Here is a 14,532-nt window from a genome sequence, read left to right on the forward strand (position 1 = left end):
CCAAAAAATGAGCACATTATGAGATCCCGACTGGTATTACTTGTGGCCATTGCTGCCTTAATCGTGGGTGCACTAGGCGTTATCGACCTGTTCAAGAGTGAGCCGCAACCGAAAGTAGCGGCTGAAACGGTCGTTGAAAAAAATGAAGAACATGTTGCCGTTTGGATGACCACCAAAGCCTACGAAAAAGGGCGTGCAATCGATGCACAAGGTGTCGTCAAACAACAGCTTCCTTTAAGTGAAGCTTTAACACTGGGTGTTAGAGAAGACGCTCAAATCAGCTTTGATCCTTCCACTTTGTTAAATCGCGACCTTAACGCCAGTGAGGTGGTACTGCCTGAATATCAAGTAACACCAGGTCAGCCTGGATATGTTGATCTGTTAATAACAGAAGGCATGACGTTATACCCACTTAAAGTCAGTGACAAAAACCTGATCAACGATTACATACGACCGGGCTCCTACATCGATATCCTCACAGTGAGTTCTCCTAATGCCAACTTGGCTGGAAATATCGATAAGCCGAAACGCTTTCGAGGGATGAAGGCCTCGATGTTTCTTAAAAATGTCAAAGTTCTCAACATCGGCAATGACGAAACTGGCGATAGTTCAATTACCGCTCGAGCGCCGAGCAAAGAGGACGGTCTGACTACTGTGGTCATCGAAGTTAAGCCTGATGAATTACCAAAACTCGCGCTAGCACAACGCACAATGCACATTGAAATTTATCGAAGCCAAACCTATACGCAACCTGAGGTCGCGGAGGTACGCAACATTATCGATAACTATACCGGCATTGCTGAACTACGTGGTAATGAGAATAACTCTAGAGAGGCTTTGTAATGATGCTCCATCATCGAATCAAGCAAGCACTGCATGTGTCCATCTTAGCAGCGTTGATTGGCTTACTTTCTATAACAAACACTTTTGCTGCCGATCGTTCCATCACGCTCAACGATGGTCAACACATCAAATTCAAAAGCCCGATTGGTCAAGTGTTTATTAATAACCCTGATATCGTTGACTACAAAGTGATCAACGACAACACTTTGGTCGTTTTCGCCAATAGCATTGGGCAATCACGTCTGATTGTCTATGGAATTGACGATGAGGTGTTGCTGTCTGACCGCATTATTGTTGATTTGGATCTGACGGATATTAGACGCCAACTTAAATTTCATTTCCCTGACGCGAAAGTCAAGGTTGAGTCTGTAGGAGAGCAAGTCGCCGTCAGTGGTCTTGTTGATTCCGAAGCGACTCGCGACGACATCTATCGTTTGGTAGCGACTCTATTGGGACGAGAAAAAACCGAGAAATGGGACAAAACTCAGAAGCTAGAGTTTAAGTCTGACAGCTCAAATTATGAAGAACCCGAAAGCATGGTGTTTGCCCGCAATATGACGTGGGAAGGGATCATCGAACGTATTGAAGTTGCAACCACCCAACAGGTGAACGTCAAAATATCAGTTGCTCAGGTAACAGAATCGTTTGGACAAACCGTTGGTGTTGATTGGAGTTCAGTGGGCTCAAGTGTTGGTGAGTTTGTATTCGACCAGTTTGATGCTGCAAACCTAAGCACATTAATCACAGCGTTAGGCAATGACCAGATTGCGGAGGTACTGGCTGAGCCTAACTTGACCGTGTTATCCGGTGAGTCGGCAAGCTTTCTCGTTGGTGGTGAGGTGCCGGTTATTGTCTCTACCAGCAGCAACGTCAACATTTCATTCAAAGAGTTTGGCATCAAACTCGACCTTACTGCAAAAGTGCTTAGCCAAGACAAGATTCGAATGCAGCTAGCACCTGAAGTGAGCGAAGTTGAAGGTTATGTTGAAGCGGCAGGCATCAAAGTTCCTCAACTGGCTTCGCGACGTGCGATGACGACCGTTGAGCTAGCCGATGGCGATAGCTTCGTCCTTGGTGGATTGATGAGCAGTGCTGATCTGGAAAAAATGCAAAAAATCCCTTTTGTTGGCGACATCCCTGTACTTGGTGCCGCATTCAGAAAAGCCACTACTGAGAGAAAGCGAACCGAGTTGATCATCGTTGCCACGGTGAATCTTGTTGAGCCGATCAAGCCGAAAGACATTCAACTGCCTTACATCAAGAAGACCTCTACATTAGCGCGCTGGCTTAACGTCGAATGGGATGGCAAGTCGGTGACGTCTTCTGATGCCACGATTCGCCTGTTGTCGCAAGGAGGGTTTATCCAATGAAGAAATTATTACTGATGGCGTTATTTACCGCATCACTTTTCGGCTGCGCCTCTGAGCAATACTTTGTCGGACAGGGTTCTGAAGCTTTGGTGTACAAAGAGCACCACAGTTTTGAGTTTGCGATGAAAAACCGTTCTGAAACGACTAAACAGATTACAGCCTTGATTCAAGATATTGAGTCGATGGACAAAGAAGCGACCTATGTTGTGGATTACAAATCATCTCGCAGCAAACAGATGTTGCAGGCGATCTTCGAACAATATCCTTCACACCTTATTGCACCACAAAGAGTGACGTATCGATACGCTCAATTGTTGCCTAGCGATCTAAATATTCAGGTGACGTTAACGCGTTTGAAGACTCAAGAGTGCAAGCCAGCACAAATTCACGCTCGGTTGAGACAACAAGATTGTTTTGTTGAATCGATGCGTTTGAAGCAAGTGGCTTACAAGTCTCGATTGGTAGGAGAGCAATAATGTTTGACCTAACGAAAGCATTAACAACCAAGGCCAAGCCAGTTCAGACCGGAACGACAGGGGTTGCCGGATGTACTCTGTTCTATCAATCTCAAGAGTGTTTAGACCTTGTGCAAGAAGTCTTTCGATTTGAAGGATGGAATGATCCTGCTTGTGTCAAAGCCAAAGCAGGTTTGACTAAGCTGACAGAGCAACAAAGCAGCCACATTGTGATTCTAGAGCTAAATGAATCAACCAATGTGGTTGAAGATGCGAAATCCTTCGCTAGCAAACTGCCCACACACAAAGGGGTAGTGGTGATTGGCAAAGAGGACGCTATTTCTACGCTGCGTTCGCTTAAAGACATGGGTTTTTACTATGTTTTCTGGCCGGTCAATAAGCAGGAGTTTGCAGACTTCTTAACTCACGTGAGCAAGAACCTAAAGACTTTCTCTGGCGTGAGCCAAAAACGCAAAGCAAAGCGAGTTGCGATTGTCGGCTCAAAAGGTGGCGTAGGTACATCGTTTCTTGCCACAGAGGTCAGTTCACTGCTATCGACACAAGGTTCAGACACGATTCTCGTCGACCATCAATATGCAGATACCAATATTGATGTGTTGCTCGGGCTAAAAGACTTTAAACCGCGAACCATTGATGAGTTCACTGCACCATTGCATGAAATGGATGAAGAAGGGGCGTTGAGCTATCTATTTAACGCACGTAAAAACTTACGTCTGTTGGCTATCGATGGCGACATGAGCCAAAACGATGTTTTGAATTACAACCAAACGTTGTGTGAGTTATTGGCGCGAAACACAAACTTCATCATTGAAGATTTTTCTGGTGGTGTGGATTTCAAAGTTGAACCTCAACTCTTGGTAGAAAACTTCGATGTGGTTGTGTTGGTGTTGGATGCGTCAGTGTCGTCCGTTAGAAGTGCGAAGCGACTGTTTGAAAAGATCTCTAGCTTGCAGCTTACGTTATCCTCTCGTACACGCGTGATTACAGTGGTGAATTACCACCGCCCGGAAAATGCTTACGTTTTACAAAAGCCCGACCTGACCAAGTATTTGGGCGCCAATGTCGATCTAGAAGTGGATTACTGCAAAGCGTTAGCGCACATCATTATTGATGGTAAACGCGGGCACAAGCATGACCGCCATATTAGTCGTTCAATGGAGCAACTGGTGAAGCTGATTAATGGTCAACCTATGGATCAGAAGGGCATGAATTCTTGGCTGAAAAAGGTGCGTGCTAAATGAGTTCTAATAAAGACTTATACCTCGCGTTTCGCGGTCAGATATTTGAAGCCCTAGACGCAGAAGCGGTTCAGAAAATGAGTCGCCGAGACCTCGAATCTCAGATACAGGCAGCGGTAGATCTGTTGGCGAACAGTTACCAAAGACCGATCACTTCGATGATGAAGTCAGGATTGGTGAAAAGCCTTATCGATGAACTGTTTGGTTTGGGGCCTTTACAACCGTTAGTTGAAGACCAGTCTATCTCCGACATCATGGTGAACGGGCCAAACAACATCTTTTTCGAACGACACGGCAAGGTCAAAAAGTCCGAAGTTTCGTTTGTGAATGAAGAGCAGCTGCTCGCTATTGCCAAGCGTATCGCATCACGCGTCGGGAGACGTGTCGATGAACTCTCTCCAACTGTCGACGCTCGATTGGAAGATGGCAGCCGTGTGAATATCGTGATTCCTCCAATTTCTTTAGATGGCACATCGATTTCTATTCGTAAGTTTAGAGAGCAGAACATCGCTTTTGAAGACCTGATTGGCTTTGGGTCTATGTCTCCAGACATGGCGCGAGTGCTGATGATAGCTTCGCGCTGTCGTATCAATGTACTGATCTCTGGCGGTACTGGCTCAGGTAAAACCACGTTGCTCAACGCTTTGTCTCAATACATCGCTGAAGATGAACGTATCGTCACGATTGAAGATGCGGCTGAGCTGCGTCTCCAGCAACCCAACTTAGTTCGACTGGAAACACGTACTTCAAGTGTTGAGCAAACTGGAGCAGTAACGCAGCGAGAGTTGGTGATCAATGCGCTGCGTATGCGTCCAGACCGAATTATTCTGGGTGAGTGTCGTGGCTCTGAAGCGTTTGAAATGCTGCAAGCCATGAACACTGGGCACGACGGCTCAATGTCGACATTGCACGCCAATACACCGCGCGACGCGATTGCTCGTGTTGAATCTATGGTGATGATGGCGAACTTGAATCAACCTCTAGATGCGATTCGTAGAACGATCGTCAGTGCCGTTCAGATGATTGTACAAGTTAACAGGCTGCGTGATGGATCTCGTAAGATCACGAGCATCTCTGAAATTGTTGGCTTGGAAGGCGAGAGCGTAGTGATGGAAGAGATCTATCGCTTTCGTTATGACGACGCTGATTACGGAGAAAACGTTAAAGGCGAATTTGTTACTGACGGCATCATGCAACGTTCTGAGCTAGTAAAAAAAGCGCAATTCTTTGGGCTCTATGACGAGCTTATCGCATCGTTTAAGGGGGCATAACATGCTTTGGGTTTCATTAATCCTGTTTGCCTTTGTGCTGCTTTTGATCCGAGATTCAAAAGTCAAAAACGTTCACCAATTCTTCAATATTGAAGAAGCGGAAGCGGAAAACTTTAACGCTATCAATGTGAAGTCATTGGTGCGTAAGCAGGGATGGCAAAAATTCAAAGAGTCCATTTCACCAACATTGATGGTGTTAGGGCCGCGTTCGACGTTATACATCGCATTATATATTACGGGCAGCCTGATTACATCTTGGTACATCGTTACGGATCTACTCTCCATCACCAACTCTTGGTTGGTGCTTGGTTCCTCTTTGATGTTTACCTTCTTCGGCTATCGTTTTCTGGTCACAAGAAGACGACGAGATTTTGAGAACACGTTTCCTGATGCGCTGAATATTCTGATGAGTGCGGTTACTGCGGGTGACAGCTTAATGCAAGCCATCAGTTATGTGGGCGATGTGATGCACAACCCGATAGGCCGTGAGTTCAAGCTAATGGGAGAGCGACTTAAGTTAGGGGAGTCTCCAGAAGTGGTGCTTCAACGTTCATGCAAAAATTACCCGTACCCAGAGTTTCTATTCTTTACCGTGACGATCAGGGCGAATATCGCAAGAGGTGGCCAACTAAAGGGCGTGTTAGCTCGTCTGATTAGGGTTTTGGTTGACTCTCGAACACTCGAAAAAAAGAAGATGGCTATGACTTCGGAAGCTCGAATTTCCGCCAAAATCGTTGCAGCCATTCCTCTGATTTTTATGATTATTCTCAATTACGTTAATCCCGCGAATGTGGATTTTGTTCTCTATGACCCAGAGGGAAGAATCATATTGTTTTATGTGCTTGGCAGTGAGCTTTTTGGCTTGTTCATTGTTTGGTTATTAGTAAGAGGAGTACGTGCATGATGTTACTGGCTTCCCTTATTGTGCTGTTTTTCTCGTTATTGTTTTTGATTGTCGATTCGATTCGTAAAGAGCAACGACACAAAAAAGTTGCACTCTACATTGGAGACGATGCTGTTCGTGCACCTTCTCGCGTAAACCGCTTTTTTGTTCGTTTTGGTAAAGAACATCGACACGAGCTCGAGCAAAAGATGATTGAGGCCGGCTATTACAACACTGAGTGGGCGAAATTCTATTTCCCAGTCAAGTTATTGGTATTAGCGTTGATTTCAGGGTTGGTGTTATTAGGGGATATGACATCAACCAACAAGCTGCTCGTCGTTATTTTCTCGCTGATTGCTGTCATCGTCGTGCCTGATACTTTACTGCAAATGCGACGCAAGATGTTGATTAGCCGAACCTCAGCTCAATTGCCGTATTTGCTCGACATGATGTCGGTATGTGTTCAAACCGGTATGACGATTGAAGCGGCGCTGGTTTATTTGGGCAAAGAGTTAGCGGAATTTGATTCCGACCTTTGTTACCAGATTAAGCGTACCTCCGACTCTGCGAAAATACACGGTCTAGAAAAGGCACTCAATGACTTGAGTGAACGTATTCCTACGCCACCCGTTAGAAGCTTTGTATTGACCATCATTCAAAACTTGCAATACGGGACATCTGTGGCGCATGTGTTAAGTGATCTCGCAGAAGATATGCGAAAAGTGCAAATTCTTACGGTCGAGGAAAAGGTGGGTAAGCTTTCTGCGAAGATGAGTGTGCCTTTGATCCTCTTCATCATGTTCCCGATCGTTATCCTGATTCTCGCGCCGAGCATCATGCAAATGACATTGAGCATCTAAGGGAGAATTACTAATGATTGGAAAACGTATCGGTTTTATCTTGTTAACGCTGAGTGTATTGGCGGGTTGTCAATCGGCACCGTCACCACAAGACCTGCAGCTTGCCGACGTCACGAGCATGAAAAAAGTGAAGAACTATGATGGTTTGATTAGTTATTACAAATCTCAGCTAGAGCAAGGCTCCGAAGACCCAGAAGTTAAAGAGAAATTGGCATGGGCTTATTTCTACAAAGGGGATATTGAATCGGCTGACTTTTATGTCCAACACTTGCAAAAACAGGGGTTCGAAAATCCCAACTTGTACCAATTAGAAGGCCAAGTGTTTGATGCAAAAAATGACATTGGGAGTGCTATTACTGCTTACTTAGCTTCTATCGAGGCAGGAAACAGAACCGGTCAAATTCACGTCTTGCTCGGCGTGTCTTACACCAAAGCTGGGAAATACGACGAAGCACAGAAAGAGCTCAACCAAGCTCGTTTACGCGGTTATGACGATGTCGTTGTTAAGAACAATATCGCAATGATTCAAATGGCCAATGGTGAATATCAACAAGCGATTCAAACATTAGCCCCGGTGTTAAAAGCAGATCCTGCGAATAAAACCGTTAAAGCGAATCTGGCTATTGCTCTGATGAAAACCCAGCAAATCGATTCGGCAAAAAAGTTGCTCAAAGGCGATTTCTCAGCAGAAGAGATCCAGAGCATCGCTGCTGAATTAACTCAATTGGGAGTTAATGATGAAGCGTCTTAGCAAGCAGAAAGGCGTGACGGCGATTGAGTTTGTGTTAGGTGCGCTTGTTCTGTTTTTTGCCACCTTTGCGATCTTCGAATCGAGTTACCAAATCTACGTTGTGAACATGACCGAGTATTCGCTGAGAGAAACCATCAGGAATACCAAAATCTATGAAGGTAAAGGGATCAACGAGCAATACGAGAATAAGTTTAGGACGTTAATTGAAGACGATGACAACCTATGGAGCTTCTTAATTGATAGTTCACGGTTTTCTATCGCAGGTCAGTACTTCAAAAACTATGACGATTTTATCGCTAACAGGGGGCACTCAGATCAAGGCTTGAACTTCAATTACGACTTAGCCGAGATCACCGTGACCTACCGTTATACCCCAGTCATTAAATTGGCCGGTGCCGCAGATAGAAATATTTCACGCACCATGGTTTTGAACCTAGAACACGAGGGGTGGGCAGATGATGCTCCGTAATCAAGGTATGTTTTCGAAACGTCGCCAACAAGGTTCTTACACCATTGAATTAGTTTTCATCCTTGTGGCTTTGTGGGGCGTTTACCTGTTTGCTGCAGATCTGAGTTATCAGTTGCTCGTGCGCGCCAAACTAGACCGATCCAGCTTTGCTTTGGTGAATGTCATTAAAGAACGCACTCGTTACTTTGATGCCGACGTACTAGCAGGACAAAACCTACCCGTAACCAATGCAGAGTTAGAAGAGATGGCGAAAGTGGCAAGTCGAATGCTCAATACACCAGTAGACAATGTGGCCATCAGGATAGAGTCATTGACCAATAAAACGAATGTCGCTGAATTCTCAACCAGCAAGTATCGAAGCTTAAATTGCCAAACCGATTCGATTCTCGAACATGCGGATTTAGCACCTGTAGAGAAGGGGGTTGTGTATCCATTATACCGAATCAGTCTTTGTGAAGAGGAAAGCTCTTGGTTCAAGCCTTTCTTCAACGGTGGCACGAGCTCCACGGTTAAGATTGGCTCATCTTCAATAATGCCTGGGAGATAACGAAATGAACATGCAGCACGATCGTCATATCAATCGCCAGCATATCAGCCTCCAAAGACAACAAGGGGTTGCCGCGGTGTGGATGGGCTTATTGCTTGTTCCAATCATGGGCATGACCTTTTGGGCAGTGGAAGGCACTCGTTATGTTCAAGAGACCAGTCGATTACGAGATTCAGCAGAGGCTGCGGCCATAGCAGTGACTATTGAAGATCAACCGGATCAGGCTCGCGGGCTTGCGACTAAATATGTAGAAAACTATGTTCGTGATATTAAATCAACCAACCTTTCTGCAGACCGTTTCCACCAAGCAGAAGACGAGGGGGCAGGGGTTCTTGAGTACATCCAATACACGGTGAATGCCAAGACAACGCACGACTCTTGGTTTGCGAGCAGCTTTATTCCGTCTTTTGATGAGCAGCAAGATCTCGCGGGGCGTTCATTGGCTCGAAAGTACCCGGTCTACCTGGGTGATAACAACATCGACATTGTGTTTGTGTCGGACTTTTCCGGTTCAATGAATGACAGATGGGGTTCAAGTCGACACATAAAAATCGACGATCTGAAAACGGCCATCGATGAAATATCCAGCAAAATCCTTTGCACATCGATTGAACAAGAGAATGTCGATGGAGAATTGAAAGACGTGTGTGATGAACCGGGCGAAGATACCACCGGAGATAAACTGCTCAACCGAGTTGGCTTTGTCCCTTTTAACGTTCGAACGAGGGAAATCGTCTCGGGTAATAAAGCTAACGCGACAAGTCAATTGAGCTACAAAGATAACTATAAAACCAACGTATCACCTTATTCCTACAATGATGTTAACTGGGATTACTGGCGTACGTACTCTCAAAATGACGTAATTAGATGTGCAGACCGACAGTCACGTTGCTCAAATCCAAAGGCTGACAATCAAAAGTACGCCAAACGTATTAAGGATGTGATTTATCAAGATAGTTACCGAGTTGCTGACGTATACAACTATGTGGATTTATCGACATCAGTGTCGACGATGTTTACGGATAAGTCGGGGTTACAGCCCGATTTCTATGGTGTGAGTGGAACAGAGCTATTTAATGCACATGGCTCTTCCAATTCATCACAGTTTTCCAACATTCGCCTATCTAACAAGCTTTCAGACTTGAATCCGATTAATTCGATGTGGGCAGACGGTGGAACGGCGGCCTTTCAAGGCATATTGAGAGGATCGCAAATCTTGCACGACGGTGACCCGAACAGCGCTGATCAAGAAGAACAACAAGCCTACAACAAGAAAATCAAGATGCTGCTCATTTTAAGTGATGGGCAAGAAAGCCCTGATAACGGCATCCTCAGAGGGTTAGTCGACAGAGGCATGTGTGACAAAGCAAGAGAAGAGATACCGGGCTTATACATAGGTGTTATTGGTATCGATTTTCGAGCTTCCCAACAAAGTGGTTTTCAAGACTGCGTAGAAGACCCAAATGAAGACATCATCGATGTATCTAACCTAGATGAATTGATTGAAAAGATAGAAGAACTCATCCGTAAAGGCTCAAAAACAAGCGGAATCACTAAGTTGTATTAGAGGAAAATATGAAAAAGTTAATGATCAGTTCAATCGTCCTATCGACATTGCAACTTAGTTTTATCGTTCATGCGGAAGAAGGTGTCAGCGTTTATTGCGACACCGCATTCAGTGAATATCAACATAGTGTAAGAGTCGATGATGTCGTCGGCATTGCACAGCATAGACAAGGCTTTCTACAAATAGAGCAGTCGTCTGACAACAGCGAGCTCAAACAAGCGTTAGCAGGCCAATCCAATCTGGGCATGAATCAATCAGGCTGTAAGACTTGGATCAGTAACCAAGAACGCAAAGGCTTGTTGGCTCGCCTCCATTTTGGTTTTGACCAACACAACTTAACGCCGATGGGCAGTAAAGCATTGAGTCAGCTCGCAGGTGAGTTAAAGACTAACGGCAGTTCAATTACTGTAGATGGCCACACCGACAGTACGGGCGCAGAAGGTTATAACCAAGCGCTAGGGCTACAAAGAGCGCTGACTACGTCGGATGGCTTGATTGCCGATGGTGTTGAGAAAAACCGCTTTGTTATTCGTTCATTTGGTGAAAGTAAGCCTATTGCTTCCAATGCAACTGCAGAGGGGAGAGCGAAGAATAGACGTTCGGAAATTTGGGCTTCTTCGAACGATGCCGCTGAATTAGAAAATTAGGATGTAGGGCTTGGTTGTTGCTGAGTGGTAGGTAATAACCGCCCTAGATCATCGCTCTCGGGATTTTTGTTACAACGTTTACTAATGAATATTCGACTAAGTTTAACTATCTGATACTAAAGAAATATTAATGCTTTTTGATAAGTTCTCTTCTGAAGGGATGCAAAGAAATATCGATGTCGATACTTGGGTATCTATATTAGATAACATACGAGACATAATGGACGCATCGAATGCGGGCATCATCATGATCTCTGATTTGAGTTGTTCAGGTTCTGAGAGTGTATGGAGCTCCTCAAACATATCGTGCAACCAACATAAGAGCAAAATTAGCCTCTTTTGTGAGTATGTGCATAACGAAAATCGCACGGTCTATTTGAGTGGTCACGCTGGTGGTGATTCCGTTTCTGCGAATGGTAAGGATGCTTATAAATCGTTTTGTGGCGTCCCGGTTAGAGATATCGATGGTGAAGTGTTTGCGGTGCTCTTGGTGTTTGATTTAAGCCCAACAGCGTATACCGAAAGCCAAGTTAGCTTGATTGAAAACATATCGACTCTATTGCGTTCTGAAATTCTCTTAAAAGAAGAGAGCCGTATTTTATACAAAAACAGTCATTTTGATATCATGACGACGCTGCTTAATCGAAGGGGCTTTTTCCATGAATTCAACAAAGCAAACATAAGTGATGGCGAGATCGTTTGTTTGTATTTCGACTTGGATAATTTGAAGTACATTAACGATTCGTATGGCCACTTCAAAGGCGATGATTATATATCTGGTTTTGCGTCATGCATTAAAAACAATTCAACGTATAACAGTATATCGGCTAGGATTGGTGGTGATGAATTCATTGTCGTCATTCATTCAGAAGAGCCGGGGTATGCTTTTGAGTTGATCAATAAAATTCGTGCTGAATTTCATGATTTCATTAAAAGTTTTCATTGTGATGATGAGGTGCCACTCGGTTTTTCATATGGTTGTGGTATCGCTGACTCTCGGAACTTCAATATCATTAATTTAATAAAGTCGTCCGATGAAAACATGTACCTCAATAAAAAAAATAAGATTTAGCCGTTTGTGACAGACGTAAAAAAGCCCACTGAATGTGGGCTTTGATGTAGATGTTGTACCGTCTTCTTAACTAAGCTCGAATGATCATTTGCTCGCGTTCAGGACCTACCGATACCATTACAATTGGCACGCCCATCAACTCTTCGATACGAGTTACGTAATCTTGTGCTGCTTGAGGAAGGCTCTCAAACGTGCGGCAACCCGTGATGTCTTCACCCCAACCTGCCATATCTTCATAAACAGGTTTTAGCTCGGCAGTTTGCGGCCAAATTGGGTTCTCTGTATGTTCACCTGAGTAAGCCGTACAGATCTTAAGTTCAGATAAACCAGACAAGCAATCAATCTTAGTCAGTGCGATCTCAGTCGCGGCTTGCAGGTCAACACCGTTGCGAGTTGCTACTGCGTCGAAGTAACCCATATCACGTGGACGACCTGTTGTTGCACCGTATTCGTTAGAGCTTTCGCGGAAGCTGTCTTGCTCTTCCATTGCCGTAACAAGCGTGCCAGTACCCACTGATGAGCTGAATGACTTAGCAACGGCAATAACGCGCTCAGGACGAAGGGCTGGTAAGCCACTACCGATACCTGCGTAAGCTGCAGTTACATTAGAAGAGGTCGTCCATGGGTATTCACCGTAGACAAGGTCACGACCTGCACCTAATTGAGCTTCAAATAGTAAGTTTGCGTCTTGTGATTGAAGTGCTTTAAGCGGTTCAGTCACGTTGCAAATGAACGGACGCCAAGCTTTGGTCACTTCAAGTAGCCACTCTGTCATTTCAGAAGCGGTTTGAGTGAAGTCACATTGAGGGTATAGCGCTTTGAGCTGAGGCATCTTCCAATCAAGCAGGAACTGAATGCGCTGCTCTAAAATCTCAGGTTGATTCAACCAACCCACAAGAATGCCTTTCTTCATTACACGGTCGCCGTACGCTGGCGCAATACCTTGACGTGTTGAACCGTAAGCACCATCGCCTAAACGTTCTTCTTCAAGCGTATCTTCAAGGGCGTGTAAAGGTAGACACAGTGTCGCACGGTCTGAAATCGCCATTTTCACTTTGATGCCAGCCGCTTGTACTTCTGCAATCTCTTCAGTTAGCGCAGCAGGGCTGATCACCATGCCAGGGCCAAGAACCGCCGCACAATCAGGATTAAAAATACCACTAGGGAGTTGGTGCAGTTTGAATGTACCGAAGTCATTTACCACAGTATGACCTGCATTGTTTCCGCCTTGAAAGCGAATGCTAGCAGAAGCTTGGTCTGCTAAAAAATCAACGATACGGCCTTTGCCTTCGTCGCCCCAGTTTGCGCCTACAACAACAATAGATGGCATAATTTTTCTCCTGACTGATTGAGAAATCATGTTAGTCCTGCAAAAAGAATAAGAGAAATTAATTATCTTTATTATCTTGATAAGGATTCCATATGTCCTTAAGGTCTTAACCTACAAGCAAGATTCCCTATCACGTTCGTCCCTCACTGTAGGGAATGACGGAAGGGGCATTCTTCATTTTTAGGGAATGATATAAGTGACACGAGAGAGAGGACATGATGCTCGATATTAATTTGTTGAAGACGTTTGTGACGCTTGCGGAGTACAAGCATTTTGGGAAAGCGGCAAATGCGCTTCATATGACACAGCCCAATGTGAGTTTGCACCTGAAACAATTAGAGCAACAAACACGTATAAAGTTGATAGAGAGAAGCCCATTTCAATTGACTCAAGCGGGTGAGCGGCTATTGGAAACAAGCCAAAGAACGCTACTCGAACTGCAGATTTGTCAGGCCGATCTCAATGCCATCAACGACCTTAAAATAGGGACGTTAACCATTGCTGTGAGTGACATCATTTCTCGATTCTTGTTGATTCGTCCGTTCCAGAAGTTCAAAGCGCAGTATCCCGGTATTGACCTTACGCTATTGAATACCACCTCATCTCAGGCATCGAGTTTAGTTAAAAATGCTCAAGCGGATATTGGTTTTGTTATCGCCAAAGAACAGCACAACGAGTCACTCTATTTCACTAAGCTGCAAGAGCTTTCTTGGTGTGCGCTTGGCGATGGCTTAGATTTCCAAGACTCTAATCGTTCGACAGAAAGTGAACTAAAAGATGAAGGAGCAGAAGCGGAATTGACTTTGATTCTACTGGGGCATGATACGAGAACACGTGACTTCATCGATGAAGGTTTACCAAGTTTGAATCTACCTAATCACAGGGTAATGGAAGTAGGGAGTGTTGACGCTCAAATCGACTGGGCAGAAGCGGGATTTGGGGTTGCCATCATTCCTGAGTTTGCGATGTCCACCAAGCAGCACTTGAATTCGAAAGTGACACCATTAACCAACTTCTCGAGCACTAGCCTTGGTTACATCGTGAGGCAGAGTCAAGTGTTGTCGAAAGCGACCAAGCAGTTGTTAGGCTGGGTCAATGATGAGATTACTCTGTTGCAAAACAAATAATTCCATCTCTCAATTAGATCTATCTAGGCCCGCCGCGTGTGGGCTTTTTTGTGTCGGTAAAGTACCGTTCTTGCTCAGAGC

15 protein-coding genes are annotated in these 14,532 nt (G+C 44.8%); 14 read left to right on the top strand and 1 reads right to left on the bottom strand.

Annotated features, from left to right (window positions below; translation table 11 throughout):
• Nucleotides 1-18: 18 nt before the first annotated feature.
• The 13 genes from cpaB to OCV56_RS07070 all read left to right on the top strand — a co-directional run bounded on the left by cpaB (nucleotide 19) and on the right by OCV56_RS07070 (nucleotide 11,994).
• On the top strand, nucleotides 19-843 hold the full coding sequence (gene cpaB / locus OCV56_RS07010; RefSeq protein ID WP_086713256.1) for a Flp pilus assembly protein CpaB: 825 nt from the start codon (nucleotides 19-21) through the stop codon (nucleotides 841-843).
• Nucleotides 843-2,213, top strand: coding sequence for a type II and III secretion system protein family protein (locus OCV56_RS07015; protein ID WP_086713257.1), 1,371 nt, complete (start codon nucleotides 843-845; stop codon nucleotides 2,211-2,213). The genes cpaB and OCV56_RS07015 overlap by 1 nt, the downstream gene beginning before the upstream one ends.
• Nucleotides 2,210-2,689 carry a hypothetical protein gene (locus OCV56_RS07020; protein ID WP_086713258.1) on the top strand — a complete coding sequence of 160 codons (480 nt, stop codon included), beginning with the start codon at nucleotides 2,210-2,212 and terminating at the stop codon, nucleotides 2,687-2,689. The genes OCV56_RS07015 and OCV56_RS07020 overlap by 4 nt, the downstream gene beginning before the upstream one ends.
• A complete protein-coding gene (locus OCV56_RS07025) occupies nucleotides 2,689-3,930 on the top strand; it encodes an AAA family ATPase (RefSeq protein WP_086713259.1) in 1,242 nt (413 codons plus the stop codon). Before OCV56_RS07020 ends, OCV56_RS07025 begins: the two co-directional genes overlap by 1 nt.
• Nucleotides 3,927-5,198, top strand: a complete 1,272-nt coding sequence (locus OCV56_RS07030) for a CpaF family protein (RefSeq protein WP_086713260.1) — start codon at nucleotides 3,927-3,929, stop codon at nucleotides 5,196-5,198. The genes OCV56_RS07025 and OCV56_RS07030 overlap by 4 nt, the downstream gene beginning before the upstream one ends.
• Before the next feature lies 1 nt (nucleotide 5,199).
• On the top strand, nucleotides 5,200-6,102 hold the full coding sequence (locus tag OCV56_RS07035) for a type II secretion system F family protein (RefSeq protein ID WP_086713261.1): 903 nt from the start codon (nucleotides 5,200-5,202) through the stop codon (nucleotides 6,100-6,102).
• Complete coding sequence (locus OCV56_RS07040) at nucleotides 6,099-6,941, top strand: type II secretion system F family protein (RefSeq protein WP_086713262.1); 843 nt, start codon at nucleotides 6,099-6,101, stop codon at nucleotides 6,939-6,941. The genes OCV56_RS07035 and OCV56_RS07040 overlap by 4 nt, the downstream gene beginning before the upstream one ends.
• A 13-nt stretch (nucleotides 6,942-6,954) precedes the next feature.
• On the top strand, nucleotides 6,955-7,692 hold the full coding sequence (locus tag OCV56_RS07045) for a tetratricopeptide repeat protein (RefSeq protein ID WP_086713263.1): 738 nt from the start codon (nucleotides 6,955-6,957) through the stop codon (nucleotides 7,690-7,692).
• Entirely contained in the window at nucleotides 7,679-8,161 is a 483-nt protein-coding gene (locus OCV56_RS07050; RefSeq protein WP_086713264.1) for a TadE/TadG family type IV pilus assembly protein, read from the top strand. The genes OCV56_RS07045 and OCV56_RS07050 overlap by 14 nt, the downstream gene beginning before the upstream one ends.
• Nucleotides 8,151-8,708 carry a tight adherence pilus pseudopilin TadF gene (gene tadF, locus OCV56_RS07055; protein WP_086713318.1) on the top strand — a complete coding sequence of 186 codons (558 nt, stop codon included), beginning with the start codon at nucleotides 8,151-8,153 and terminating at the stop codon, nucleotides 8,706-8,708. Before OCV56_RS07050 ends, tadF begins: the two co-directional genes overlap by 11 nt.
• A gap of 10 nt (nucleotides 8,709-8,718) precedes the next feature.
• A complete protein-coding gene (locus tag OCV56_RS07060; protein WP_086713319.1) occupies nucleotides 8,719-10,275 on the top strand; it encodes a TadE/TadG family type IV pilus assembly protein in 1,557 nt (518 codons plus the stop codon).
• 8 nt (nucleotides 10,276-10,283) lie between these two features.
• Complete coding sequence (locus OCV56_RS07065; RefSeq protein WP_086713265.1) at nucleotides 10,284-10,922, top strand: OmpA family protein; 639 nt, start codon at nucleotides 10,284-10,286, stop codon at nucleotides 10,920-10,922.
• 130 nt (nucleotides 10,923-11,052) lie between these two features.
• Nucleotides 11,053-11,994, top strand: a complete 942-nt coding sequence (locus tag OCV56_RS07070) for a GGDEF domain-containing protein (protein ID WP_086713266.1) — start codon at nucleotides 11,053-11,055, stop codon at nucleotides 11,992-11,994.
• A gap of 70 nt (nucleotides 11,995-12,064) precedes the next feature.
• Here the strand turns inward: OCV56_RS07070 and OCV56_RS07075 are convergent, their stop codons facing one another.
• Nucleotides 12,065-13,324 carry an adenylosuccinate synthase gene (locus OCV56_RS07075; protein WP_086713267.1) on the bottom strand — a complete coding sequence of 420 codons (1,260 nt, stop codon included), beginning with the start codon at nucleotides 13,322-13,324 and terminating at the stop codon, nucleotides 12,065-12,067.
• A gap of 215 nt (nucleotides 13,325-13,539) precedes the next feature.
• On the opposite strand from OCV56_RS07075, the gene OCV56_RS07080 reads away from it, so the two are divergent.
• Nucleotides 13,540-14,451, top strand: a complete 912-nt coding sequence (locus OCV56_RS07080; RefSeq protein ID WP_086713268.1) for a LysR family transcriptional regulator — start codon at nucleotides 13,540-13,542, stop codon at nucleotides 14,449-14,451.
• The last annotated feature ends 81 nt before the right edge of the window (nucleotides 14,452-14,532 follow it).

Origin of the sequence: Vibrio gigantis, assembly GCF_024347515.1 — a bacterium.
In the GTDB taxonomy this organism is placed as follows: domain Bacteria; phylum Pseudomonadota; class Gammaproteobacteria; order Enterobacterales; family Vibrionaceae; genus Vibrio; species Vibrio gigantis.

Excerpts from the sequence above, each read along its gene's own strand:
- OCV56_RS07025 (WP_086713259.1), top strand. The coding sequence starts at position 2,689 with ATGTTTGACCTAACGAAAGCATTAACAACCAAGGCCAAGCCAGTTCAG.
- OCV56_RS07035 (WP_086713261.1), top strand. The coding sequence starts at position 5,200 with ATGCTTTGGGTTTCATTAATCCTGTTTGCCTTTGTGCTGCTTTTGATC.
- OCV56_RS07015 (WP_086713257.1), top strand. The coding sequence starts at position 843 with ATGATGCTCCATCATCGAATCAAGCAAGCACTGCATGTGTCCATCTTA.
- OCV56_RS07065 (WP_086713265.1), top strand. The coding sequence starts at position 10,284 with ATGAAAAAGTTAATGATCAGTTCAATCGTCCTATCGACATTGCAACTT.
- OCV56_RS07080 (WP_086713268.1), top strand. The coding sequence starts at position 13,540 with ATGATGCTCGATATTAATTTGTTGAAGACGTTTGTGACGCTTGCGGAG.
- OCV56_RS07070 (WP_086713266.1), top strand. The coding sequence starts at position 11,053 with ATGCTTTTTGATAAGTTCTCTTCTGAAGGGATGCAAAGAAATATCGAT.
- OCV56_RS07050 (WP_086713264.1), top strand. The coding sequence starts at position 7,679 with ATGAAGCGTCTTAGCAAGCAGAAAGGCGTGACGGCGATTGAGTTTGTG.
- tadF (WP_086713318.1), top strand. The coding sequence starts at position 8,151 with ATGCTCCGTAATCAAGGTATGTTTTCGAAACGTCGCCAACAAGGTTCT.
- OCV56_RS07040 (WP_086713262.1), top strand. The coding sequence starts at position 6,099 with ATGATGTTACTGGCTTCCCTTATTGTGCTGTTTTTCTCGTTATTGTTT.
- OCV56_RS07020 (WP_086713258.1), top strand. The coding sequence starts at position 2,210 with ATGAAGAAATTATTACTGATGGCGTTATTTACCGCATCACTTTTCGGC.
- cpaB (WP_086713256.1), top strand. The coding sequence starts at position 19 with ATGAGATCCCGACTGGTATTACTTGTGGCCATTGCTGCCTTAATCGTG.
- OCV56_RS07030 (WP_086713260.1), top strand. The coding sequence starts at position 3,927 with ATGAGTTCTAATAAAGACTTATACCTCGCGTTTCGCGGTCAGATATTT.
- OCV56_RS07075 (WP_086713267.1), bottom strand. The coding sequence starts at position 13,324 with ATGCCATCTATTGTTGTTGTAGGCGCAAACTGGGGCGACGAAGGCAAA.
- OCV56_RS07045 (WP_086713263.1), top strand. The coding sequence starts at position 6,955 with ATGATTGGAAAACGTATCGGTTTTATCTTGTTAACGCTGAGTGTATTG.
- OCV56_RS07060 (WP_086713319.1), top strand. The coding sequence starts at position 8,719 with ATGCAGCACGATCGTCATATCAATCGCCAGCATATCAGCCTCCAAAGA.